Here is a 21,920-nt window from a genome sequence, read left to right as displayed (position 1 = left end):
AAATCAGTGATACTTACCGAAAAATAATTCTTCAAACGACTGGAACGGGAGTAATGCCTGCCACCTTTTCAAGGGCGATGGTGACCCTTTCGATGCGGTCTACGTTACCGCGACTACTGTCCGAAACTGCCTGTGCTACTGAGGTTAAGTAATCCCCACCCAGCTTGGTGTTGAAGAAAGGGTCCGCTTCCGCGAGCACTCCCCGCCAGCTTTTGCCGACAATGTTTCTGGACTTGATGAACCTGACTAGCAGGCGCTCCTTAATGGATAAACCACCATACTCGGAGACTCGGGCTTGAAGCTCTGTCATGAGATCGTATAGGGTGTGTAGAAAAATTGTAATTTGCGCTTTACAGATGGTGTAAAGCATATCTAATTCAAAAGTACAGAATTATTATACAAACGTCAAGTAATTTTATATTAAACTTATAACTAATGTCAATTGTTGGCGAAAGAATAAGAAAATGCCGCGAATTGGCGGGTTGGAACCAGCATAAGCTGGCCAAGGCTTTGAAAAAATCAGGCAAAGCAGTGATATCAAACTGGGAAAACGGCAGGAACGATCCGTCGCTGGCCGAGCTCCGGATGATGGCCGAACTCTTCGACACGACAGTTGCCCAACTCGTCGGCGAGGTGCCGATGTTCGAAGAACCCCGCGAACAGTATATCATGATCAAGAAGGACGACCTGATCGACCTTCAACGCAAGGCGCTTGAACTCGAAGCCGACCGGATCAACGCCCTGAAAGAACAATTGGAACAAGCGCAGAAAGGCGAGGAGCCCGGCGAGGAACCTGCATCATAATGCCAGGTCCCGCTGAAACAACGACCGGAAACCCAATGCACAGGCACAGCTGGTGACGATCAGCAAGATCCACAAAGCGCTGTATCCCCAATGCCCGGCCACATACGCTCCGATAACCGGGCCGATAATCTGCGCAACCGCCTGAGAGACGGAATAGGCGGCCGAATATTTGCCCCTGTTCAGATCGCTGGCGCGGTTCATGACGAAAGTACTCAGATAAGGGAAAGCCAGCATTTCGCCCGTCGTGAACAGCACGACCGTCGCGACGGCCAGGATTACCGGTAAAACATGCGGGACAATCAGCGCCAGGAATGCCATCGCACTGAAAAGCGGGCCCGAAACCATGTAGAAATAATCAGGTTTCCGGTTGGCCAGGTTTTGCACCAGGACCATTTCAAACAGCGCGATGATCAGCCCGTTCATGCCCAGGATAATCCCGATGGTAGATTCTCCAATGCCCATTTCTTCCTTCCAGTAAACCGGTACAAGCCTGAACAACACTACAAAGCACAGCATATAGAGCGTAACCATCACAAGAAAACGTACAAAAAACGCATCTTTCCAGGGAGAAGCCGTACTTATATTGGCCTCGGTGGGAAGCTCACTTTTCGTAGCATGCTTTCTTTTAGGCAGGAGTATCACGATGAGCAAACCTGCGAGCACATATACTATACCGTCAACCCAGAACAACAGGTGATAGTTAATAGCAGCAAGCAACCCTCCCACTCCGGTACCGAAGCCGAAGCCGATATTGGTAGCAAGGCGGTTGAGCGCATACGAGCGTATGAGGTTTTCCGGTGCCGAATAGGCGGCGATGGCCGTTTGGTTCGCCGGTTTGAATGCCTCCACAAAGAAACTGAGAACGACTATCAACACACAAAGCAGTCCGAAATCGGTTACGAAGCTGAAAAGGGTAAAGAACACACCACTCAATATCAGGCTACCGATCTGCACGGGCTGAAAGCCCAGCTTATCCGTCAGGTAACCGCCCGCCATTGCGCCCAGGACCGAGCCAACGCCGAAAAGTGTAATGATAAGCCCGGCGTCCTCGATACTCCGATGCAGGCTCTGGGTAATATACATACTCATAAAGGGCACAGCCATATAGCCGCAACGGTTCACCAAAATGACCAGGCTCAACAACCAGGTTTCCCTGCTGAGCCCGGTGAATGATACCCTGTAAGCATCAATAACTTTCCTGATCATAGCAAATCCTTGATAATCTTCACGCTTTCTTCGAGTTCTCCCGAATCAGAAGAAGCGAATCCAAGGCGTATATAGTTCCTGAATTGTGCGGGATATCCGGCAACTTTTCCATTGGAAAAATATAAATCCCTTTGCGCCGCCTTTTCTGCCAGCTTCGCAATATCGATTTTCGGATCAAACCGCGTCCATACAGCCATCCCGCCATCGGGGATTTCGAAGCTAATGTGGTCGGACAATTCGTTCATTAAAAGCTCACAAAACAAATCCCGGCGTTGTTTGTAAACCCGTACAGACTTTCGCAAATGCCGCTGGATAACGCCGGTTTGAAGGAGTTCGGCGATGGCATTTTCGAGCATGGTGTCCCCTTGCCTGTCGATAATACGCCGCAGAGAGGCCAGATGTGCAATCACATCTTCCGGTCCGACGAGGTAGCCGACGCGGAATGCCGGCGAAATCGTTTTCGTAAACGACCCACAATAAAGTACCATTCCGGCCTGATCGGCCCCGAAAAGCGGCAGTAACGGTTTGCTCAAATAATGGAAATCATAGTCGTAATCATCTTCAAAAATCACGAAACCATACTTTTCAGACAATTTCAAAAGTTTGATCCGGCGATCGGGGCGCAATGCCACGGTGGTAGGATATTGATGATGGGAAGTGACATACACCATTCGCACCGGCTGCTTCAAACATATTTCTTCCAGGGCATCAGTGTCCATTCCGTGCTCGTCCACAGGCACATGGCAAATATTGGCGCCTGCCTGAATAAAGTTCATCGACGCTCCGAACCAGCCGGGAGAATCGGTGACAACGCAATCGCCAGGCTTCACGAGGCTCGTCACAGCCAGGTACATGCCCATGATCATCCCTCTTACGATCAATATATTAGCTGGTGAAGTTTTCAGACCGCGCGTTTCGTTCAAATGACTTGATAGCTCCTGCCTCAGCCAGTTTGTACCACCGGTCTCCCCATAACCGAGCCGCGCGTAAGCGTTACCATGCAACAACTGGCTCCTGTATGCGCGCGACAAATCTTCCAACGGCGCAAGCCTCGGGTCTGGAAACCCATCGTCGAGATGGAGTCGCGAGCCGGCTTTCAGTACGGCGCGGTTAAGATGGTTTGGCTTTTCAAACTGAAAACCTGCTTTTTTAAGCGGATCCCTGCCTGTCGCTATCTCCATCGGCAGTGGTAGCGGCCGCAAGTCGGGAAGGTTCCGGGCCACGAATGTGCCATTTCCGGTCTGACTTTCCAGCCAGCCTTGCGCCAGCAATTCGTCATACGCCTGCACGACTGTCCTCCGGTGCACCTTCAAAACAGAAGCCAACTGCCTTGTACTCAACAACCGGCAACCCGATTGCAAAGTACCGTTCTTAATCAAAGACATCAGCTGGTTAGCGATTTGAAGATATACCGGCTGTTTTCCTCCTTTGTCAGGTGTGATCAGCGTAGATAGCACATTCATCATAATTGGACTACCACAATTTAAAATATTGGATTAAAGAGGTAGGCCAATTAAATCATAATTTTGAAAAAAACAAAGCCAATGAGCACACCACCACCCTATCTTGTACCTAGCCGGGCGGCCAAGCGCACGCACTACGGGCACGAAACAATCTGCGCTATCCTCGACGAGGCACTGTTTTGCACTATTAGCTATGCTATGGACAACAAGCCGTTTTCCATTCCGACGGCTTTTGTCCGCTATGAAGACAAAATCTACATTCACGGCTCCGTGGGCAGTCATTTCATCAGGACGATCGAAACGGGCATACCGGTATGCATTTCCGTCATGCTGACTGATTCGCTCGTTGTCGCGAAATCGGCATTCAGCCATTCGGTCAACTACCGATCGGTGATTATTTTTTCCAAAGCGGAGAAAATCGAAGATATCGAAACGAAACGGGCGGCATTTGAATGGCTTACCAATAAAATAGTACCGGACAGCTGGGATTACCTCCGTCCGATGACCGACAGCGAGGTAAGAAAAACGACCGCGCTGGCATTCTCCTTCGAAGAAGCCTCGGCCAAAATGCGTGACGGCATGCCGAACGACGAGCCGGAAGACCTGGCACTGCCTATTTGGTCAGGCCTCATTCCGCTGCAAACTTTACGGGGCAAGCCGGTAGCCGATGCATCGAGTCAAAATATTCCACTTCCTCAACATTTAAGTTGACCGCATGCAACTTTGATACCGGTTCGAGCATCTTTCGGGCAAATTCACCTGCAATATCACACCCAAATGTTGCACTTCATGTCAGGAAAGGAAATATTCGACCGGTATCAACTGGCGGCTTTAAAGAACGGGCTGGGTTCTCATGAATTCAATTATGGGAACATACTGTACCAGGCACTGCGTATTGAAGGGGAAGAAAGGGTTTTCCAACTACTTGAATTGGCAGAAAACACTGGTAAACGCATTGCGCTTGCTTATTCAGCATTGCAAACGGAAAGCGGCGGCGAGCCTAATATGGTGATCCTGGTCTGAAAGTTGGCGATTCAAAAAAATTCCCTCCTTAAAACATCCGATTCCTTTTGATTTGCCGCCATTCGTGCCGAATTTTGGCGTTAACGAATGCCTGATTGAGTCTGCAAATTATATGGAATTTCTCGTCGTTATTGCCTTTTTCGGCTATATCTACTACCTGCGCAACTACGCCGACCTCCGCACACCGAGTGAAAAGGAAGCCACAGCGCTTTCCGAAGGAATAAAGCTTTATGAAAACGGGCGAACCGGCGATGCCTTTGCATATTTCGATTCGAAGATCAGGCAAAAGCCTAAATCCTGCATTGCGTACCTGTACCGTGCTTTGTGCCAAAAAGAGCTTCAAAATCCCAATGCAGCAATAGCCGATATGCAAGCGGGCCTAAGCTACGACGACCAGGTTTTTCCGCTTCACCTCGAACTCGGAAAACTGTATTTGGAACAAAATCAACCCGATAAGGCACTGGTAGCATTAAACAGGGCTGTCGCGTTATCCGAAGAAACCAGTACTGATGCTTATCACTGGCGTGCAAAAGCGTTAAAGCAACTTGGCCGTGAAAAAGAGGCGATGCACGACGCTGCATATGAAGTCGAATTGAAAGCCGTTTTGTCAACCAATCCCCAAACCTCCACTACCTCCAAAGCCCCGTTCTTCGATAAGAGGCTCGCTATCAACATGGTGATGATCGTTATGACGAGTGTATTACTCGTATATGTCATCAAAAATGCGGAAAGCATTCACTTGCCCTATCTCGTTGCCGTTTTTGCCGCGATTTCCATCGGCTTTGTCGAGCCTTACAGAGGCTGGCTGCTGGCTGTTATGCAGTGTATTCTCCTGGTTGCCGGCTATTTTCTGCTTACTTCCCGCCCCGACGATCGGGCCAGGCAGGAGCTGGAAAATTTTAGCCTCTACGGCTCAATGATTCTAACGTTCGCCGCCAGCTTTCTGGGAGGTTTCTTGAAGCGGGCACTTAATATGAAATAGACCGCTGGCCCCAAATCGGTTACCATGTTACTATTTCATGCTGCATTATCTGCGAATTGAAATCCGCTTAGAAACCATGGAACCGTCCCAGCACGTGATCACCAGGGAATAAAGCCCGCGTTTCAAATGCGACACGTCGACCGTGCCGTTCTGTTTTTCCTTCAATGAGATCGCTTGTCCGGACCGCGTCCAGGCTACGATCGTTGCTACCTCCATTCTGGACATACCCGAAATCCGGACTTCGTCCGTAGCCGGATTAGGTGAAATAGTGACCTCTCGCTTCAAATCTTCTGCTTTTTTCATGTTTGGGATGCAAGTGGGTGTCGAGCACATTTGAACCTGTGCTGATCAATAATCTCCTGCAATTTGAAAATACCACCCGCTCCTGTCAAATACGTTGTTCAAACGGCGGGTAAGCAATGACCAAACGGAGCAAAAAAAGCGCAGCCCGAACAAGCGAGCTGCGCGTGTATAAAAATCAGATGCATATTTTCTTATTTGGTCAGAACCAATAATGAAAACCCGCCGACCGTTTTCACGGCGAGTTCAGGATTAATCGTGTAAAGTACTTTTCTAAAAGAGTTGACCACCTTTCCATTGAAGTTGTGCTTGCCGTAATTCAATTCTAATTCCGATAGCGTGTAAAACCAATCGATTACTTCCAGGCCGCAATCTTTCAGGGTGTTAGTGGCCATCTCCCGGGTAAAATGATGAATATGGCCCACCGAATGTCTCAATTTCATCAAATGGCCTGTAAATGCGGCGAGGGCTGAAAAATCGAGCGGGATATGGAAAATCTTGTATTCTGCATGACGAGCGCTCTTTCTGATAAAATCGAAATAGTCTTCAACGTGTTCAAACACGTCGATCATCAGCAGGACATCGAACTTTTCGTTTGTCTGCAACAGGTCGTCATTAAAGAACTTCAAACGGTCTTTTTCCCGCGACTTGCAAAACTCGTACGCATCCGGAGAAATGTCATAACCGTAAAGTTTCACATTCTTTTCCTCCCAGCGTTCATGGATCTGATTGAGGATTTCGCCTGCTCCACACCCGATCTCTACAATCGATTTGGGATGCAGGTCATTCTTTTTCAGCATTTTGATGATCTGAGTGGCCTTCCAGGGGGAATCTTCAATATGCCAGCTGGGGTTAGCCTTCAGATAATCGGATGAAGCATTTACATAATCCATAACTATCGTGTGTAACTACCAAGTTCGTATCAAGACTGACAAAGTAATTCACGAAAGAAAATCATCCCTTATTAAATGTGTGAAGTGCCTGGCCTGGTTATTGTTAGGTAAATTTGGAAACAATAACTGGCTATGATCACGGACGAACGACAACAACTTGAGGACAAAATTCTGGCAAAGCGGCAGCAAATCGATTTTGAACGCACTGCCCTTGAAGAAACCATCGCGTTCTCGGCGGAAAACCGCGAGAACCCCGATATTATGGAAGAAACAAAGAATTTCGACGATCCTGCACAAAATGCAGCCGATAGCACAGAAATGAAGTCACTGAGAGCTGCCGAACGGGAGCTGGAAGAACTGTTGCGTCAGTTGGAAGTATTAAAAGATAAGTAAGCGCTCATTCCAGCGGAAGAACAGGTACGGACACTTCTACGGTTGTGGAATCTGTTTCTTTGCCATTCACCTTCCCAATGCCGAAATCGCCTCGGTTGACTTTAAACTTTCCATAAAACTGGTACTGACCACCAGCGCCGGAGAATGTGAAAGGGATCGCTATGTCCTTTTTTATTCCTCTCAATTCGAGCTCTCCACAGACGATGAAACCGGTATCCGTTCGACTTACCGCTTTTGATAAAAAGTAGATGCGTGGATATTTATCCGCGTCAAACCACTTCTCGCTTCTGGCGTGCTTGTTTTTCAGTTCAATCCCCGTGTCGATCGAGGCGACATCCACAGACACTTCGAAATGAGAATCATCCGGATTGCCCGGATCAAATCGGATATTTCCCTCCATTTTCCGGAAGGATCCGTGTGCATATTTCCCCTCAAATCTGATTTGGTAACCTTCCATAATTCGCCAACCCGCGGCCATGGCGAATGCATATCCACTCATTATCAACAAGCTGACTGATGTTAAATATTTTCTCATTGTCAATTTTCAAATTATCAGGCTAGTATGCGCTTGTTTTTGATCATGGACGGATTCACTCCGCGGTACTTTTTGAATGCCACTGAAAAATGATGCGCGTGCTCATACCCCAGCAGGTCCGAGACTTCCTCCACAGACCGCGAAGCATCCAGCAACAGCTGCTCAGCATAGTCCATTCGTAATTTACGCAGGTAACCAAAGACGGTGGTACCAAACAATTCCCTGAATCCTTTCTTGACTTTAAACTCATTCAACAAACAAATCCGCGACAGTTCCGCAAGTGAAAAGTCTTCCAGAAAATGACTATCCAGGAAATATTTCAGTTGATGTAACTTGTCCTTATCCGCTGCTGACATACTTTCGGCTTGCAGCGGCCCGCGGAACTGTTCGATCTGCAATGCCAGTAATTCCAACACTTTGGACTGAATCATCAGGTTGCGAATAGCTCCGGTTTGCCTGCATTGTTTCACTTCTTGGATCAGGCCTTGCATGAGCGGCGTGGTATCGGCGGTGCCGGTAATACCTGAAAATGGCCGGTTGTAAAGCAAATTCTTCTGAACACGCTCGCTCCAATGGTCGTCACACCCGATAACCTCCCCGAAGAACGCCTTATCAATGCTGATGTGGAACATTTCCAGGGAATCGTTTGCCGCTACCCGGTTGGTATCTCCGCCCTCGGGTGAAAAAACCAGGTTATGCTTGCCGGGTCTCATGTTCAATTCATGGGACAGTCCCTCGAAGGTGGTATCGAGTCTTCCAGCCATGTGGAAATTGATATTGATCGTGTCCACAGGCGTACTATCATAAAGGGTCACATCTTCCCTTGATGTCCAATGGAGGTTCATTACGTGCATATGCGGAAAAAGCAGGCTCCTGAACTTCATCTCGCCGACCTTCGGGTGATAGCGGGTCAGAATCGCGCCCGGATTGTCTATGTGCGCACCCGGAATAACCGACTGCGGATTAGGTATCGGGTTAAAATCAAGGATGTCAGCGGAATGAATGAGCGTAGCCATAGAGCAGAATGGTTTGAACACCGTACGAAAATACGGCCGTGGCTGTCTCATCCCTGCTTCTTAATGAGTGAACGGCCCAACTAATCGACGAAATCCGTTCGTCGTAGATTTTAATCCGTTTTGCGTAGGCCCTGGCGGCATTGCCGTCCGCATTTTTGCCAAAAAAACTTCAAAAGCCATGATCAGAAAAATCTTAAAATGGACAGGCATTTTCCTGACTGGAATCGTGCTGGCAGCGATTTCTATCTACACTTACATGTCGGTTGCTATGAAAAACCGCATGAATAAAGGCTATGTATTTGAAAAGGAAATCATTGAAATTCCCACTGACAGTGCTGCTATCGCACGCGGGAAGCATTTGGTGGCGATTAAAGGATGCCAGGATTGCCATGGAAATAATCTCGAAGGCAAAGTGATGAACGACGATGGCGCTATTGGTCGGCTGGTCGCGGGAAATCTCACCTATGGAAAAGGCGGTTTACCGGGCAACTATGACGTCTCTGACTGGCTTTCCGCACTGAGGCACGGCGTTCACCAGGATGGCAAACCGCTCCTTTTTATGCCTTCGCATGAAACGACATTGCTCTCGCAGCAGGACTTGGCCGCGCTCATTGCCTACTGTCGGCAGATACCGAAAGTAGACAATAGCCTTCCCGCGAATGACCTCGGCCCGGTGGCTGTCGTCATGAGCTACCTCGACAAAATGCCGCTCTTGTCCGTTGAGAAAATCGATCATAATAAACCGATGGTTGCCCGGGCAGATTCCACGGAGGGAGTAGCACAAGGGAAATACCTGGCCGTATCGTGTTCAGGTTGCCACCGCGAGAATTTTAAAGGAGGCGAACCGCTCGCGCCCGGCTTTCCGCCCGTACCCGACATTACGCGGGCAGGCCATGTTGGTAAATGGACAAAAGCACAGTTTATCGCGACGCTTACCTCCGGGAAAACGCCCGAAGGCCATGTGCTCAAAAACGAAGATATGCCGTGGAAAATGACTGCGCAGTACACGCGCAGCGAACTCTCGTCGCTCTACGATTTCCTGCAATCTATCCAATAAACAACCGGGCCGGACTTTTCGAGGTCCGGCCCGGTGCTGATATTATTCTTCTCCTGTTGCGATGGGCCTTTCCGTCCGCGACCACTCGCTCCACGAGCCCACGTACAGGCTCGCACCGTGCAGGCCCGCCTCCGCGAGCGCCAGCAACGTGTGGCAAGCGGTCACGCCTGAGCCGCAATGTACGATCACCTTGCGGGGATCCTTGTCTGCCAATGCCTCCTTGTACTTCGCGGCGAGGTCCGCAGGTGACATAAATTCACCTTTTCCATCCAGATTGGAAGTATAAGGTATATTGACCGCCCCCGGAATATGGCCGGCCACCAGGTCGATCGGTTCACTTTCGCCCACATAACGATAATGCTCACGGACGTCGATCACCATCGACTCGGGATCCGCCGCTGCGAGCGCCACGTCGTCGGCATCCACCAGCGGCATTTGCCACCCTTTGATCGGATATTCTTCCAATGCATGCAGCGAGGCAGTTTTTTGTGTAAGATCGATGCCAGCTTCTGAGATCGCATCGAGTCCGCCGCTTACTACGAACACCTTTTCGTGCCCGGCCGCTTTGAGCATCCACCAGAAGCGTGCCGCTGCATTAGCACCCTTTTTATCATCATATACAACAACCGTCGATGAAGGGCTGATCCCCAAAATCCCCAGAAAACGTCCAAAGTCATTGGGCTCAGGCAACGGGTGCCGGCCGCCGTTCGACGGGTCTCCCGTCTTCTCCGACAAGTCGGTTTCGAGGTCTACAAACTGCGCATTTTCGAGGTGCGCCTGGTTGTACCTTTCCAGAGCATCGGTCCCTCCCCGTGCATCGATCACGATGGGATCTTCATTTTCCAGAATGGTTTTGAGCTGGTCTGTGGTAATGATATTCATGTCCGGTCGATTAAAAAAACTTTGGTAAATAACGTTACTTTTCTCGAAAACCAGCGTCTAAATAGTCAAGTTGAACCGTTTCGCACGCTGTAACCATGAACAAATTGCCCAATTGTTCGCAGGCATTTATTTCAAGAAGTAAAATTGAGAACTATTTGCTGAACGCCAGCCATTGTGAAGGCAAATCAAAAGCGATGTTTTTTAGTAAATTTGGTTATTCGCTTGCCAATAGTAACGAGTTCTACGAGTCGCTCCGGGACATGGCTTGTGAAAGTTTGATCATACAAATTGAAGAACGGCCTCCATTTGGAACCAGGATTACAACAGAAGGCTCACTGCGCACGCCTGATGCCAGAAACCCACAAGTACGCGCTGGATGGTTTTTTGATAAGGATGATCCCAAGAACATTCCAAGATTAGTCACTGTAATTCCCGCAAGATCAAAATGAAAGAACTGGATATCGTTGTCCTAACCCAAGATTTGCCCGAACTGGAATTGCAAACGGGCGATATCGGCACCATTGTAATGACACATTCACAAGATGCCGCCTTCGAAGTTGAGTTCTGCACACTCGATGGCGAAACTGTTGCTGTCGAAACCCTCCTTCCTTCCCAGATTCGTCCGATTGGCCGCGGCGAGATCGCGCATGTGCGTAAGTTGCCGGCCATCATGGCTCCGCATTAATCCATAAAAGAATCCTGACGAGCGTAAGTTTTTCCCAATCTCAGCAACCTATTGGGAAAGATTTGATTTTTTATGGAGAAAATTTTTCTTGAAACGATTGGGGCACACCAGCGGATCATTTTTAAGGTAAGCCGGATGTACAGAAACACGCCGGAGGATCAGCAGGACCTTTTCCAGGAAATCGTGTACCAGCTCTGGCGTGCTTTCCCGGGATTCCGGAATGAATCGAAGATTACCACCTGGATTTACCGCATCGCGCTGAATACCGCCATGGCGTCGTACCGAAAGCAGCGCCCCCCCATTTCCCTTTCCGAGCATCCGCCCGACCTCGCCGATGCATCCGATACCATTTCCGAGCGGGAAGAATGGCTCTTTCGCGCATTGCGCACGCTGAGCGAATCGGAACGGGCGCTCATTTCCCTTTACCTGGAAGATTACTCGTACGCCGAAATCGCCTCGGTAACAGGCATTTCTGAAAACTATGTGGGCGTGAAGCTCAACCGCATCAAAGAAAAACTCAAAACACTCTCAAACTCACAAAAATGATGAATATCGATGATCTGAAATCAGACTGGCAAAGCGCCTGCCAGGCATCGCTTTCTGAAAAGGAACTGGCGATGATGACTCGCGTTCGCAACCACCCCACCCTACGTAAATTGCGGATCAAATTCATGACGGAAATAGTAGCCCTTACCGCGTTTCTGTTTCTCTTTTATGATGGCTTCGATGGGGCTCAAAAGCCTTTGATAGCTAACGTCCTACTGGTTATCAGCGTTATTATTTACATCGCAAATAACGCATTAAGCTATTTTCATATCCAGAATCCGCTGGTAAGCGGGAACATTCGGGAGGCGCTGGCAAACCAGGCGCGTTCATTGAAAAGGCTGGCAGTGCTTTCGCAGGTGTCGTCGGTTGTGTACGCGGCCGCATTAATGCTCTTCCTGACTTATCAAACGGCTTTCACGCAGCGCAAATACATCATTTTGAGCGCATTAATCGTCACTTTCTTACTGCTATTCTACTATTCGTGGATTACCTGGCAAAGAAAAATCACGCATTTCAGGCAGTTGGAAGCAGATTTTTGACATTTTAGCAGGTTAACCATCATTCACGCCATGATTTGCCAGGAATTTACAGCAGACGACATTGCGTTCCTCCCTGCACTCGAACCTGAGGGCTGGGGCGACATCCGCCCCCGATTTGAGTTTTTTTTAAGATCGGAATATTGCAAGCCCATCAAAATCGTCGAAGACGGCCGGCCCGTTGCGGTGGGCACCTCCATTTTTCACAGCGATACGGTCTGGCTCGCGTGTATCATCACACACGCGGATTACCGGAACAGGGGCCTCGGAAGCGCCATTACCCGCCATTTGATCGGAAACGTCGACCGGAACCGTTACCCTACCATTAACCTGGATGCCACCGAATTTGGCTATCCGGTGTATTTGAAACAGGGTTTCGAAGTGGAATGCCAGTATGCGCATTTGCGGCGCGAAGACAATGCCCCCGAATTGCCCCCCTCTCCGCAGATCCGACCGTTTACCGAAGATTTTCGTGAAGCGGCTTATGCGATCGACCGGATGGTTTCCGGTGAAGACAGGCGTGGGATCATGGCTGAGTTTTTGGCCGACTCCTTTATATATGTGGATTCCAATGAGGCATTGCAGGGCGTCTATCTTCCCTCATGGAGCGACGGGCCAATTGTGGCTACGAACAATGCCGCCGGTTTTGCCCTTATGCAATTGCGCGCTGCGTCCAGGCCGTTTGCGATCCTGCCGATGGATAATACCGCCGGATTGAAATTCCTGCAAGAACATGATTTCCATATTCGTAAGACCTCCCGACGGATGATCCTTGGCCCAAAGAGGGTGTGGCATCCTGAGCATCTTTACAACCGCATTAGCGGCGCATTGGGCTGATCAGCGCAGGACAAGCTCGCTGATTTTCGAAAATTCGGTGTGCGGCGCCATGGCCCTGACGATCCCTTTGCGATCCACCAATATAAAATAGGGCGTCTCGCTGATCTTATAACGGTGATTGAAACCATACGATTCCGGAACCGGAATGAAACCGCAGTTCCGTTTCGGGATCGCTTCCAGGCATTCCTCCTCGGTATTGAGGGTCGTACCAAGAGAGACGATCTCGATACCTTTCCTTTTATTCTCATCCACAAAGTTGGAAATCACCTTCGTGCTGGCGAGCGTGTAGAGCGGCTTTTCGTAGCGTACCCAAAAACCGAGCAGAATGTACTTCCCCCGCAGTTTTTCCGAATCATATTCTCGCCCATCGAGTCCGCGCATTACGAAGGGGGCGATCGGCTCACCTACTTCCGGCATAAGGTCGGGATTGTTCATTACCGAGCCATCCTGCTGCACGTACAACTGACTCTTTTTGATGATTTCAAAGGATGACGCTTTTCCGTATTTATCGAATATCGGCTGGGTTTTGTATTGTCCCGGACTACGTTTGAGCATATTATCGTAAGTCTCGTAACTGATCCGCTTACCAGTGGCGTGATCAATGATAGGCGAATCGCGGTTTATGACAAACTGCTGACTTACCTTGCCGTTATAGCGTGTTACCTTGGGTTCGTCGGACTGACAAAATGCTGAAAATCTGGCAAATCCGACCATTGCCAGCAAACAGATAGAAAATTTAGGTAAACGACTCAAAAACATTCCGCCACAAAAGATTGTATAAGTATCAAATAATTGATATTTTCATGCACAAATAATCACCTGGCACGACCTCCTAATAACTGGTAATTGCCATTCGATATTTTAGGCCGATTTAACTAATTGCAAATTTTTGGTATGTACGAGCGGATCCGGGAGAAGTTGGGGATTCTGGCTGATGCTGCGAAATACGACGTCTCGTGTTCATCGAGCGGCAGCAATCGGAAGAATGAGAACAAGGGAATTGGGGACGCAGAAGGAACGGGAATCTGCCACACCTACACCGAAGATGGCCGATGTGTGTCACTTTTGAAAATACTGCTCACCAACCACTGTATTTACGACTGCGCATTCTGTGTTTCGCGGCGCAGCAATGATATCAAACGGGCAGCATTTACCGTCGAAGAAGTGGTGGAACTGACGATGAATTTCTACCGGCGCAACTACATCGAAGGGCTGTTCCTTAGTTCGGGTATTTTCAAAGATGCCGATTATACCATGGAAAGGCTCGTCCGCATTGTAAAAAAGCTGCGACTGGAAGAGCGTTTCAATGGTTATGTCCATTTGAAAACGATCCCCGGCGCGAGTGATGAACTGTTGCACGAGGCGGGCATGTATGCCGACCGCATGAGCATTAATCTCGAAATGCCTACCGAAACAGGCCTGAAACTGCTTGCGCCTGAAAAGTCGCACGCCGAGGTAAAAAAGCCTTTAAAATACATTCAAAACAACATCACCCAATTTGAAAGCGAGAAAGCGCTGATTAAAAGTGTGCCGAAATTCGTGCCGGCCGGACAGAGCACGCAGATTGTTGTGGGAGCCACGCCTGAGTCGGACAAAGAGATTTTGTACACGGCTAATGCGTTCTATCAGAATTTTTCCCTGAAACGGGTTTACTACTCGGGCTATATTCCAATCAGCCACGATGCGCGGCTGCCGGCGATCAGCTCGCAACCGCCCCTGATCCGCGAAAACAGGCTGTATCAGGCCGATTGGCTGATGCGTTTCTACGGTTTTAAAGTTCAGGAAATCCTTAACGACGTTCATCCGAACCTCGAAGCGGACGTAGATCCGAAATTAAGCTGGGCATTGCGCAACCTCGAACATTTTCCTGTCGATATTAATACGGCTGATTATTGCATGATCCTGCGAGTGCCGGGCATCGGTGTAAGTTCAGCGTTGAAAATCGTCCAGGCGCGCAAGTTTAACCGGCTATACGAAAGCCACTTGCGAAAGCTCGGCATTGCATTCGGCAAGGCCCGGCACTTTATCCGGTATGCCGACAGCCCTGTCCAACTTAAAGAATATGAAGCAGGGCATATCAAACGGCTGATCCTTTCGGAAAGCAAAAGCAAATACCAGAAGAACCCGCTTAATCAATTATCACTTTTCTGATGGAGCTTTATATTTTCGACGGCTCGCTGGAAGGATTATTAACGGCCGTTTTTGAATGCTATCAGCGGAAATCGCAGACGGTAAGGCTCGTCAGCGAAGCATTTCATGTCCCCGATGTTTTCGACCCCGGCTACCGCGTGATTTCCGACCACGAAAAAGGCAAGCGGGTTTGGAAAGGACTTTGCAAAAAGCTAGAACACGAATGGCAGCTCCGGTTCTACAAGGCTTTTCTTTCAGAACAGCCAGATGCTTATCAGCATTTGCTCAATTTTGCCAGGTATGTGATCGACCAGCCGCCCGGTGCTTGCGAAAACTTCGCACAGCCCGACGTACTGGCCATTTCCCAGACCGCACAAAAAGTCCACCGCGAAAAACACCGGATGGAGGCATTTATACGATTCCAAAAAACGGGCGACGGCATTTACTACGCCCATATTGAACCTGATTTTGATGTACTCCCACTTCTTACCGGGCATTTCCAGAACCGCTATGCCGACCAGCGCTGGATTATTTATGACTTGAAGAGAAAATACGGCCTATACTACGACCTCGAAAAAACCCAGGAAATCGTGCTCACACCGCAAATGTCGGTCGCCAATGCGCTCCCGTCCGACCTGCTCGACCCGAAAGAACAGCTCTACACATTACTTTGGCAGGATTATTTCAAAAGCACCAACATCCAGGCGCGCAAAAACACGCAGCTGCACGTGCGACACATGCCCCGTCGCTATTGGAAATATCTTTCCGAAAAGCAGGGCTAGTTTCCGCTGATAATCAATATTTTTTCTGCATGTCGCCACGGTTAACATAGCGGATCGTGTCTCGGGAAATATAGACAATTCAAGTTCAGATTGTCTTTTCCAACGATTCCGTTGGGATGTCCATTCAACCACATATCCTTGCATGCTATGAAAACCTTTACATTCGTCATTTGCATTCTGCTCTCAGCGATTGCCTCCTATGCCGTAACGCCTGCTGGCGGCTACGGCAATGCTCCTTCCGAAATCCGTACTCCCGACAAGCAGCCGACGGTGAATACCGAACCGTTCAGTGTGTGTATCGAGGCCGAAAATTCCAACGGCACCGGGCCGATCACCGAAGACCCCAATGCTTCTAATGGCAAAACGCGAGGAGCGCAGGACAATTGGGACCATTATGTTGACTATGAAGTGTTTGGGGCGCCCGCCGGAAGGTACGCGCTCACGATCCGCTACTATGCGGAAGGCGATGCCTGGACCTGGCTTTCCATTAACGGTGCGGAGACGGCACCGGTCGTGGGTTTGCCGGCTACCAATTCCTGGAATATCGTTTGGGGAGAACGCACAATCGATGTTACTTTAACCGAAGGTTACAGCAAAATCCGCATAGGTGGCTTACCCTCTCACAGCCCTGCCCGCCAGGATAGAATCTGCCTGGTAAGAACCGGCGACACGGGTCAGCCTGTGTCCTGCGACTATAAAATACGCCCTTTTTCGGTAGAGATCCATCCTATTTATACACCGGGACAAACGATGAACCTCAGCGCCAAATGCACCGGCGGTGATTGCGGCGCAACCACGTTCGCGTGGAGCGGCAATGGCATTGCGCTCAATGGCGAGACTATTTCAACAGCCGCCCCAATGGCCGTGGGAGACTACTTCTACTCGGTAACTGCTTCGAAACCCGGCTGTCCCGATACAACGGCGACCATGCAAATACGTGTACAAAACACGCCTGTCGAATGCGATTACATCGTGGGGACGGTGGTGAGCGATTATACGCCCAGCTGCGGGCAAGGTATGTGGGCGATAGCAGATTGCAACGGGTTCGGCTGCGTAGGCCTGGATTACAAATGGTCGGGACCAGGCCTTGATATTTCAGGCCCCGGAGAATCGTCCGTAAATTTTTATGCGCCCTCCCAGAACGGCACATACACTTACACCCGAACTACCTCAAAGCCGGGCTGTCCGGACAATGTCACCGAATTTAAGCTCATCATCACCGATTGTGGCGACGGGCCGTTCAAAGTATGCCTTGAAGCCGAGGATGCGGGTGGAACCGGGCCCGTTACAACGGATCCGAATGCATCGGGCGGCAAGACACGGGGCGGCCAGGACCGGCAGGATTATTCAGTATATTACCTGGTTTACGATGTGCAGGTAGACGGCCCTCACGCCATTACATTCCGGTATTATGCGGAAGCCAATACCGCCATTGAAGTACAATTAAATAGCGAACCCTATCCATACAAAATAGAGCTTCCGGCTTCGAATTCCTGGAATATAGTCTGGAAAGAGCATACACTCGTTTTTGGTCTGCGGAAAGGTTTGAATATCATCATTTTGAAAGGATTGCCCGGTTACAGCCCTGTGCGACACGACAGGATGTGCATCGAACAACTGCCTGGAACAGGCGTTTCCTGCGATTTTAATGTGACTGCAAACGCTTCCACGACCAGTCCTCAGTGCGGCTCCTGGTTTACGTTGAGCGGTGACTGTACCGGCCCGGATTGCGGATCTATTTTCTACAATTGGCATGGACCCGATGGTTTTGGCCGATATACCCAAAACATAGACGTTCAGGCGCCTTCTGCCAATGGAATCTACACCTATACGCTTGTAGCCGGAAGAGAGGGATGTGTGAGCAAGAATATTCCCGTCGACATCATGGTCAACAGCTGCCCTACGTCCGGTGGTTCGACCTACGCCTGTGTGGAAGCCGAAAACGCGATGAGCAACGGTGCGACGAGCAGCGATCCTAACGCCTCGAACGGCCAGACCCGGGGTTCTCAAAACGATTACAACTACTATGTGGATTACCAGCTCGACAATTTTGCCGCAGGGACATATCCCGTAACGCTTCGCTATTACGCAGAGGCGACAGCCAAAGTGAGCGTATCGGTAAATGGCGGCGTTATCCTCCCGGAAGTGCAACTACCTCCTACCAACAGTTGGAACATCGTTTCGCGGGAGGAGACGTTCTGGGTGACGCTGGTACCTGGACAAAATACAATCCGCATTCAGGGATTATCAGGGCCAGCCGTACGTCAGGACAAGATTTGTGTCGGAAATGTGCAAAGCAACGCGAGAATGGCCGCACCGGAGTTTATTTCAACACCGACCGACCTAACATTGCTCCAAGCCTACCCCAACCCCGCCCCCGGCGAGTTCAAAGCCAGCTTCCATTTGAAAATGGGCGAAGCGGCAACTATTCGTGTGACCGACGTGCAGGGCAAGGTTTGGCATACCCGCAATGTTAGCGGAAAGGGTTCGCATGAAGAACGCATTAAGCTCGACCATGCTCCGGCAGGCATTTACCTGCTGCAAGTTAAAAAGCCGGATTCGGTAGAAACGAAAAAGATTTTACTCACACGCTAAATGCAAAAAGCGGTTGCCTGATTTTAGGCAACCGCTTTTTGGTTACTTCCATTTACTTCCCAGCCAGGCCTTTCGGAATGCCTGCATATCGGCCGAAACCGTTTGCCCCGCCTCCTCGAACGTAACTACCTGCAAACGCGGATTTTCAGCGAGTTCAAGCATTACCGTCTTCTGCTCGTCGCGGTGTTTATATTCCACAGCAATCTGGTCGCCGGGTTTATGCATTTTCAATATGGAAGCCAATTCATCGCTTTTCGATACCAGTTTTCCATCTACTTTCAGGATTTCATCATCAATATCCAGTCCGGCCTTATAAAGAGGGCTTCCGATGATGGTATTTGCAATAATCGTGAGCCCGACACCCTCTTTGTAGCGCATATCGCCGATCCACGCTTGTCCTTCAAACTGTTTTTTCAACAGCAATCCCGCCCTGGCGAGCAGCGGTGTGTAGTCCAGCGATTCGTGTCCGTTGATATATTTTGTAAAAAACTGCTGCGCAAACGCTTTGTCTTTGGTATAGGCGGCCAAAACCGCTTCCAGATCCGACACATTGTAGGCAATCTCCGGTTTCCCATGTTTTGTCCAAACAGCTTTCATAAAATCATCGAGATTCAGCCCCCTGCCTCTTAATTGAAGATCCAATGCCAGCGCCACCGAGGCTCCGTAAGGATAGTAAGAAGTATAAATATTCGGATAATTCGTCTTGTCGATCGCTACGCCTGCATCCACGAACACAGCATTGCTGCTGGCCTGCACAGGCGAAATGCGCTTTGCTCCGGCTGTATTTTCCTTGGTATTAACGAGGGATGTCAGCGTCCTGCAATATTCCTCCAATGAATCGAAACCGGCCCTTTCGAGAATCAAATCACCGTAATATTGGGTAAATCCTTCGGCAAACCAGAGCTCGAAACTCATATTGCTCTTTTCAAAGTTGAAAGGTTCCAGTGTTTTCGGACGAATGCGCTCGACGTTCCAGGTGTGGAAAAACTCGTGCGAGAACACGCCCAGCAGGTTGTCGGAGCCGTCGAATGCGACGGGCAGAGTGATCATCGTGCTGTTGCGGTGTTCCATACCATCGCCTTTCACATACGGATTAATGCTGGCGAGAAAGGTGTAGCTGCCGTTGTCAAACACCGGAAATTCCCCGAAAACCATCCGCGCCTCCTCGGTAATGCGTTTTATTTTTCCGGCAAATGCGGTAGTGAGCGAGTCGCTGCCCTTCGCTTCCAATGCAAGCCTGAACTGCGATGGCTTGTTATCAGTATTGGGCACCGTCCATTCCTTGATCGTGAGCTGGCCGATTTTGGTGGGCGAATCCATGAAGTACTGCAAATTGGGAGCGGTGAAAACGTTCACATCGTCGGTTGTTTTGAGCTGGGTGGCGATCGTCCATGAATTCGGTTTCGGCAAATTGAACGCCACCGTTATTGGTGCCTTTTCCAGCTCTTTCACCCACATGAATGTAGCCGGCATATTCAAATGCACGCTGCTGGCGTCGATTCCGGCATAAGTACCGTCAGCGTGGTTGGCATATAATGTGTATTCTACTTTCGCAAAACCGTTGAGAGCGGCAATTTTGTATACATCACCATCCACTCGCTGCACTGGCACCGGCTTGCCCGATTTATCAAATGCCGCCACATCATACACATTCTTCCCGTACTCGTGCGTCGCATACCTGCCCGGGGACGAGCGCGACATCCTGAAAAGGAGCTCTTTTTGAGGCGCATCCGATACCGTCAGGACGATACGGGCCTCGTGGTGGACGATGTTGGGAAAGGATACATCGTAGCGGATCGATTGCGCGAACGCGTACGAGCATAACATGGGCGTGGCAAGCAATGCGGCCAGTTTTTTCATGGACTGATTAGATGATTTGAAATGATAATGCACCAATTTAACCCAATAACCGAACATTTGAAGCGATCATACCGCTACTAACCCGATTATTGCTTAATTTTTCCGGTTCAAATCCCATTAAACCTTTAAATAGTATCGACCTTTCATGAAGAAACTGTTCCTTTCGCTCGCCCTGCCCCTCGCTATCACTTCACAATACGCATACAGTCAAACGAAAGCGCTTTTCAACGGCAAAGACCTGAAAGGCTGGCACATTGATGTGCCCGAAATGGACAAAGACCCTAAGGCTGTGAACCCGTTCCTCGTGCGCAATGGCCTGCTCGTGAGCCTGGGAACGCCCGGCGGGCACCTGATCACAGACGCGCAATACGAGAACTTCCGGTTTACCTATCAGTACCGCTTTGCAGGCAAGCCAGGCAATTGCGGCGCGCTGGTATTCGTTTCCAAACCACGCGATTTGTATGACATGTTTCCCAAATCCATCGAAATACAAATGATGCACCAGAATGCCGGTGATTTCTGGTGCATTCAGGAAGATATTACGGTTCCCGACATGGAAAAACGCCGCGGGCCCAAGGAGAAATGGGGCGTGAACGGCGACAAACTCCGCCGCATTCCCAACCTCACCGACGGCACGGAAAAGCCTTTGGGCGAATGGAATTCGATGGTGATAGAATGTGTTAAGAATTCAATTAAAGTGTGGCTCAACGGCGTGCTGGTCAACTATGGCTATGACGCGACGGCTTCAAAAGGCCAGATCGCATTGCAGTCGGAGGGCTCCGAAGTTGAGTTCAAGGATATTAAACTGACGCCGATTAAAGCGCTTTCCAGATAATGAAACTTAAATCAAACCGTCTGGTCAGGAATGTCTCCATTCTTGTAGTCCTGATCGCCAATATCGGCTGCGATCAGATCTCGAAAAGCGTGGTAAGGGAGAATGTGGGCTTTTATCAGACCATCCACGTGATCAAGGACTACGTAACTATCACCTACGTTGAAAATACGGGCGCATTCCTGAGCATAGGAAGTTCACTACCCGATTCGATCAAGATATTTGTATTGTCCGTCATCCCGCTGATCGCACTCCTATTCGGCATTATTTACCTGTTGACGAAAAAGAACCTCACCTGGCTGAGTGCGCTTGCATTGAGTTTTGCCATCGGCGGAGGGATCGGTAACATTTACGACCGCCTCGTGCACGGCTCGGTCACCGATTTCATGCATATCAATTTCGGGTTATTTCAAACCGGCATATTCAACATGGCCGACGTTTCGATCATGACGGGGATGTTTATCTTTCTCTACCAGTCATATAGCAGACAAAAGTCGAGGTTTCCCGGGATTTGAGGGCACATCAGGAGAATACGACGACGCTATTCATGAACATTGGCGTAT

At 49.5% G+C, this 21,920-nt stretch carries 26 protein-coding genes; 16 read left to right on the top strand and 10 right to left on the bottom strand.

The window, feature by feature from the left end; all coding sequences use genetic code 11:
• Positions 1–31: 31 nt before the first annotated feature.
• A complete protein-coding gene (locus tag AC2YIT_RS07865; protein ID WP_430848127.1) occupies positions 32–310 on the bottom strand; it encodes a hypothetical protein in 279 nt (92 codons plus the stop codon).
• Positions 311–435: 125 nt separating this feature from the next.
• On the opposite strand from AC2YIT_RS07865, the gene AC2YIT_RS07860 reads away from it, so the two are divergent.
• Positions 436–804, top strand: a complete 369-nt coding sequence (locus tag AC2YIT_RS07860) for a helix-turn-helix domain-containing protein (RefSeq protein WP_430848125.1) — start codon at positions 436–438, stop codon at positions 802–804.
• Here AC2YIT_RS07860 and AC2YIT_RS07855 read toward each other — a convergent pair.
• The gene (locus AC2YIT_RS07855; RefSeq protein ID WP_487278823.1) at positions 799–2,010 is read right to left on the bottom strand and encodes an MFS transporter; all 1,212 of its coding nucleotides are present in this window, start codon (positions 2,008–2,010) and stop codon (positions 799–801) included. The genes AC2YIT_RS07860 and AC2YIT_RS07855 overlap by 6 nt on opposite strands.
• On the bottom strand, positions 2,007–3,476 hold the full coding sequence (locus tag AC2YIT_RS07850) for an aminotransferase-like domain-containing protein (RefSeq protein ID WP_487278822.1): 1,470 nt from the start codon (positions 3,474–3,476) through the stop codon (positions 2,007–2,009). Before AC2YIT_RS07850 ends, AC2YIT_RS07855 begins: the two co-directional genes overlap by 4 nt.
• Positions 3,477–3,554: 78 nt before the next feature.
• On the opposite strand from AC2YIT_RS07850, the gene AC2YIT_RS07845 reads away from it, so the two are divergent.
• The 3 genes from AC2YIT_RS07845 (at position 3,555) to AC2YIT_RS07835 (ending at position 5,478) form a co-directional block, all read left to right on the top strand.
• Positions 3,555–4,184 carry a pyridoxamine 5'-phosphate oxidase family protein gene (locus AC2YIT_RS07845; protein ID WP_430848119.1) on the top strand — a complete coding sequence of 210 codons (630 nt, stop codon included), beginning with the start codon at positions 3,555–3,557 and terminating at the stop codon, positions 4,182–4,184.
• Positions 4,185–4,262: 78 nt separating this feature from the next.
• Positions 4,263–4,496, top strand: a complete 234-nt coding sequence (locus AC2YIT_RS07840) for a hypothetical protein (protein ID WP_430848117.1) — start codon at positions 4,263–4,265, stop codon at positions 4,494–4,496.
• Positions 4,497–4,608: 112 nt separating this feature from the next.
• Positions 4,609–5,478: a tetratricopeptide repeat protein gene (locus AC2YIT_RS07835; protein ID WP_487278821.1), complete on the top strand. Its 870-nt coding sequence runs from the start codon at positions 4,609–4,611 to the stop codon at positions 5,476–5,478.
• A 45-nt stretch (positions 5,479–5,523) separates the two neighbouring features.
• On the opposite strand, the gene AC2YIT_RS07830 is transcribed toward AC2YIT_RS07835, so the two are convergent.
• On the bottom strand, positions 5,524–5,781 hold the full coding sequence (locus AC2YIT_RS07830) for a T9SS type A sorting domain-containing protein (protein WP_487278820.1): 258 nt from the start codon (positions 5,779–5,781) through the stop codon (positions 5,524–5,526).
• A 191-nt stretch (positions 5,782–5,972) separates the two neighbouring features.
• Positions 5,973–6,671, bottom strand: a complete 699-nt coding sequence (locus AC2YIT_RS07825; RefSeq protein WP_430848111.1) for a class I SAM-dependent methyltransferase — start codon at positions 6,669–6,671, stop codon at positions 5,973–5,975.
• Positions 6,672–6,803: 132 nt separating this feature from the next.
• On the opposite strand from AC2YIT_RS07825, the gene AC2YIT_RS07820 reads away from it, so the two are divergent.
• Positions 6,804–7,064, top strand: coding sequence for a hypothetical protein (locus AC2YIT_RS07820; RefSeq protein WP_487278819.1), 261 nt, complete (start codon positions 6,804–6,806; stop codon positions 7,062–7,064).
• Between the two features lie 4 nt (positions 7,065–7,068).
• Here AC2YIT_RS07820 and AC2YIT_RS07815 read toward each other — a convergent pair whose 3' ends face one another.
• Entirely contained in the window at positions 7,069–7,563 is a 495-nt protein-coding gene (locus AC2YIT_RS07815) for a YceI family protein (protein ID WP_487278818.1), read from the bottom strand.
• Positions 7,564–7,616: 53 nt separating this feature from the next.
• The gene (locus tag AC2YIT_RS07810; RefSeq protein WP_487278817.1) at positions 7,617–8,615 is read right to left on the bottom strand and encodes a helix-turn-helix domain-containing protein; all 999 of its coding nucleotides are present in this window, start codon (positions 8,613–8,615) and stop codon (positions 7,617–7,619) included.
• 178 nt (positions 8,616–8,793) lie between these two features.
• Here AC2YIT_RS07810 and AC2YIT_RS07805 point away from each other — a divergent pair, with 178 nt between their 5' ends.
• Complete coding sequence (locus AC2YIT_RS07805) at positions 8,794–9,672, top strand: c-type cytochrome (protein WP_487278816.1); 879 nt, start codon at positions 8,794–8,796, stop codon at positions 9,670–9,672.
• A 42-nt stretch (positions 9,673–9,714) separates the two neighbouring features.
• Here AC2YIT_RS07805 and AC2YIT_RS07800 read toward each other — a convergent pair whose 3' ends face one another.
• Positions 9,715–10,554 (bottom strand): sulfurtransferase, encoded by an 840-nt coding sequence (locus AC2YIT_RS07800; protein ID WP_487278815.1) that lies wholly within the window; start codon positions 10,552–10,554, stop codon positions 9,715–9,717.
• Between the two features lie 95 nt (positions 10,555–10,649).
• Here AC2YIT_RS07800 and AC2YIT_RS07795 point away from each other — a divergent pair, with 95 nt between their 5' ends.
• The 5 genes from AC2YIT_RS07795 to AC2YIT_RS07775 all read left to right on the top strand — a co-directional run bounded on the left by AC2YIT_RS07795 (position 10,650) and on the right by AC2YIT_RS07775 (position 13,158).
• Positions 10,650–11,003 (top strand): DUF6883 domain-containing protein, encoded by a 354-nt coding sequence (locus AC2YIT_RS07795; protein WP_487278814.1) that lies wholly within the window; start codon positions 10,650–10,652, stop codon positions 11,001–11,003.
• Entirely contained in the window at positions 11,000–11,239 is a 240-nt protein-coding gene (locus AC2YIT_RS07790; protein WP_430848097.1) for a DUF4926 domain-containing protein, read from the top strand. Before AC2YIT_RS07795 ends, AC2YIT_RS07790 begins: the two co-directional genes overlap by 4 nt.
• Positions 11,240–11,311: 72 nt before the next feature.
• On the top strand, positions 11,312–11,785 hold the full coding sequence (locus AC2YIT_RS07785; RefSeq protein ID WP_430848095.1) for an RNA polymerase sigma factor: 474 nt from the start codon (positions 11,312–11,314) through the stop codon (positions 11,783–11,785).
• A complete protein-coding gene (locus AC2YIT_RS07780; protein ID WP_487278813.1) occupies positions 11,782–12,324 on the top strand; it encodes a hypothetical protein in 543 nt (180 codons plus the stop codon). Before AC2YIT_RS07785 ends, AC2YIT_RS07780 begins: the two co-directional genes overlap by 4 nt.
• A gap of 30 nt (positions 12,325–12,354) precedes the next feature.
• Positions 12,355–13,158, top strand: coding sequence for a GNAT family N-acetyltransferase (locus tag AC2YIT_RS07775; RefSeq protein ID WP_430848091.1), 804 nt, complete (start codon positions 12,355–12,357; stop codon positions 13,156–13,158).
• Here the strand turns inward: AC2YIT_RS07775 and AC2YIT_RS07770 are convergent, their stop codons facing one another.
• A complete protein-coding gene (locus tag AC2YIT_RS07770; protein ID WP_430848592.1) occupies positions 13,159–13,872 on the bottom strand; it encodes a thioredoxin family protein in 714 nt (237 codons plus the stop codon). It abuts the gene before it with no gap.
• Between the two features lie 180 nt (positions 13,873–14,052).
• Here AC2YIT_RS07770 and AC2YIT_RS07765 point away from each other — a divergent pair, with 180 nt between their 5' ends.
• The 3 genes from AC2YIT_RS07765 to AC2YIT_RS07755 all read left to right on the top strand — a co-directional run bounded on the left by AC2YIT_RS07765 (position 14,053) and on the right by AC2YIT_RS07755 (position 18,665).
• Entirely contained in the window at positions 14,053–15,309 is a 1,257-nt protein-coding gene (locus AC2YIT_RS07765) for a putative DNA modification/repair radical SAM protein (RefSeq protein ID WP_487278812.1), read from the top strand.
• Complete coding sequence (locus AC2YIT_RS07760; protein WP_487278811.1) at positions 15,309–16,070, top strand: TIGR03915 family putative DNA repair protein; 762 nt, start codon at positions 15,309–15,311, stop codon at positions 16,068–16,070. Before AC2YIT_RS07765 ends, AC2YIT_RS07760 begins: the two co-directional genes overlap by 1 nt.
• Before the next feature lie 147 nt (positions 16,071–16,217).
• Positions 16,218–18,665, top strand: coding sequence for a T9SS type A sorting domain-containing protein (locus AC2YIT_RS07755; RefSeq protein WP_487278810.1), 2,448 nt, complete (start codon positions 16,218–16,220; stop codon positions 18,663–18,665).
• 42 nt (positions 18,666–18,707) lie between these two features.
• Here the strand turns inward: AC2YIT_RS07755 and AC2YIT_RS07750 are convergent, their stop codons facing one another.
• Positions 18,708–20,525 (bottom strand): M61 family metallopeptidase, encoded by a 1,818-nt coding sequence (locus AC2YIT_RS07750; RefSeq protein ID WP_487278809.1) that lies wholly within the window; start codon positions 20,523–20,525, stop codon positions 18,708–18,710.
• Positions 20,526–20,670: 145 nt separating this feature from the next.
• Here AC2YIT_RS07750 and AC2YIT_RS07745 point away from each other — a divergent pair, with 145 nt between their 5' ends.
• The gene (locus AC2YIT_RS07745; RefSeq protein WP_487278808.1) at positions 20,671–21,360 is read left to right on the top strand and encodes a 3-keto-disaccharide hydrolase; all 690 of its coding nucleotides are present in this window, start codon (positions 20,671–20,673) and stop codon (positions 21,358–21,360) included.
• Positions 21,360–21,872, top strand: coding sequence for a signal peptidase II (lspA, locus tag AC2YIT_RS07740; RefSeq protein WP_430848079.1), 513 nt, complete (start codon positions 21,360–21,362; stop codon positions 21,870–21,872). The genes AC2YIT_RS07745 and lspA overlap by 1 nt, the downstream gene beginning before the upstream one ends.
• Positions 21,873–21,920 lie beyond the last annotated feature (48 nt).

The organism is Dyadobacter sp. SRI_021 (assembly GCF_057586235.1).
This window is presented reverse-complemented; position numbering and strand designations above follow the sequence as displayed.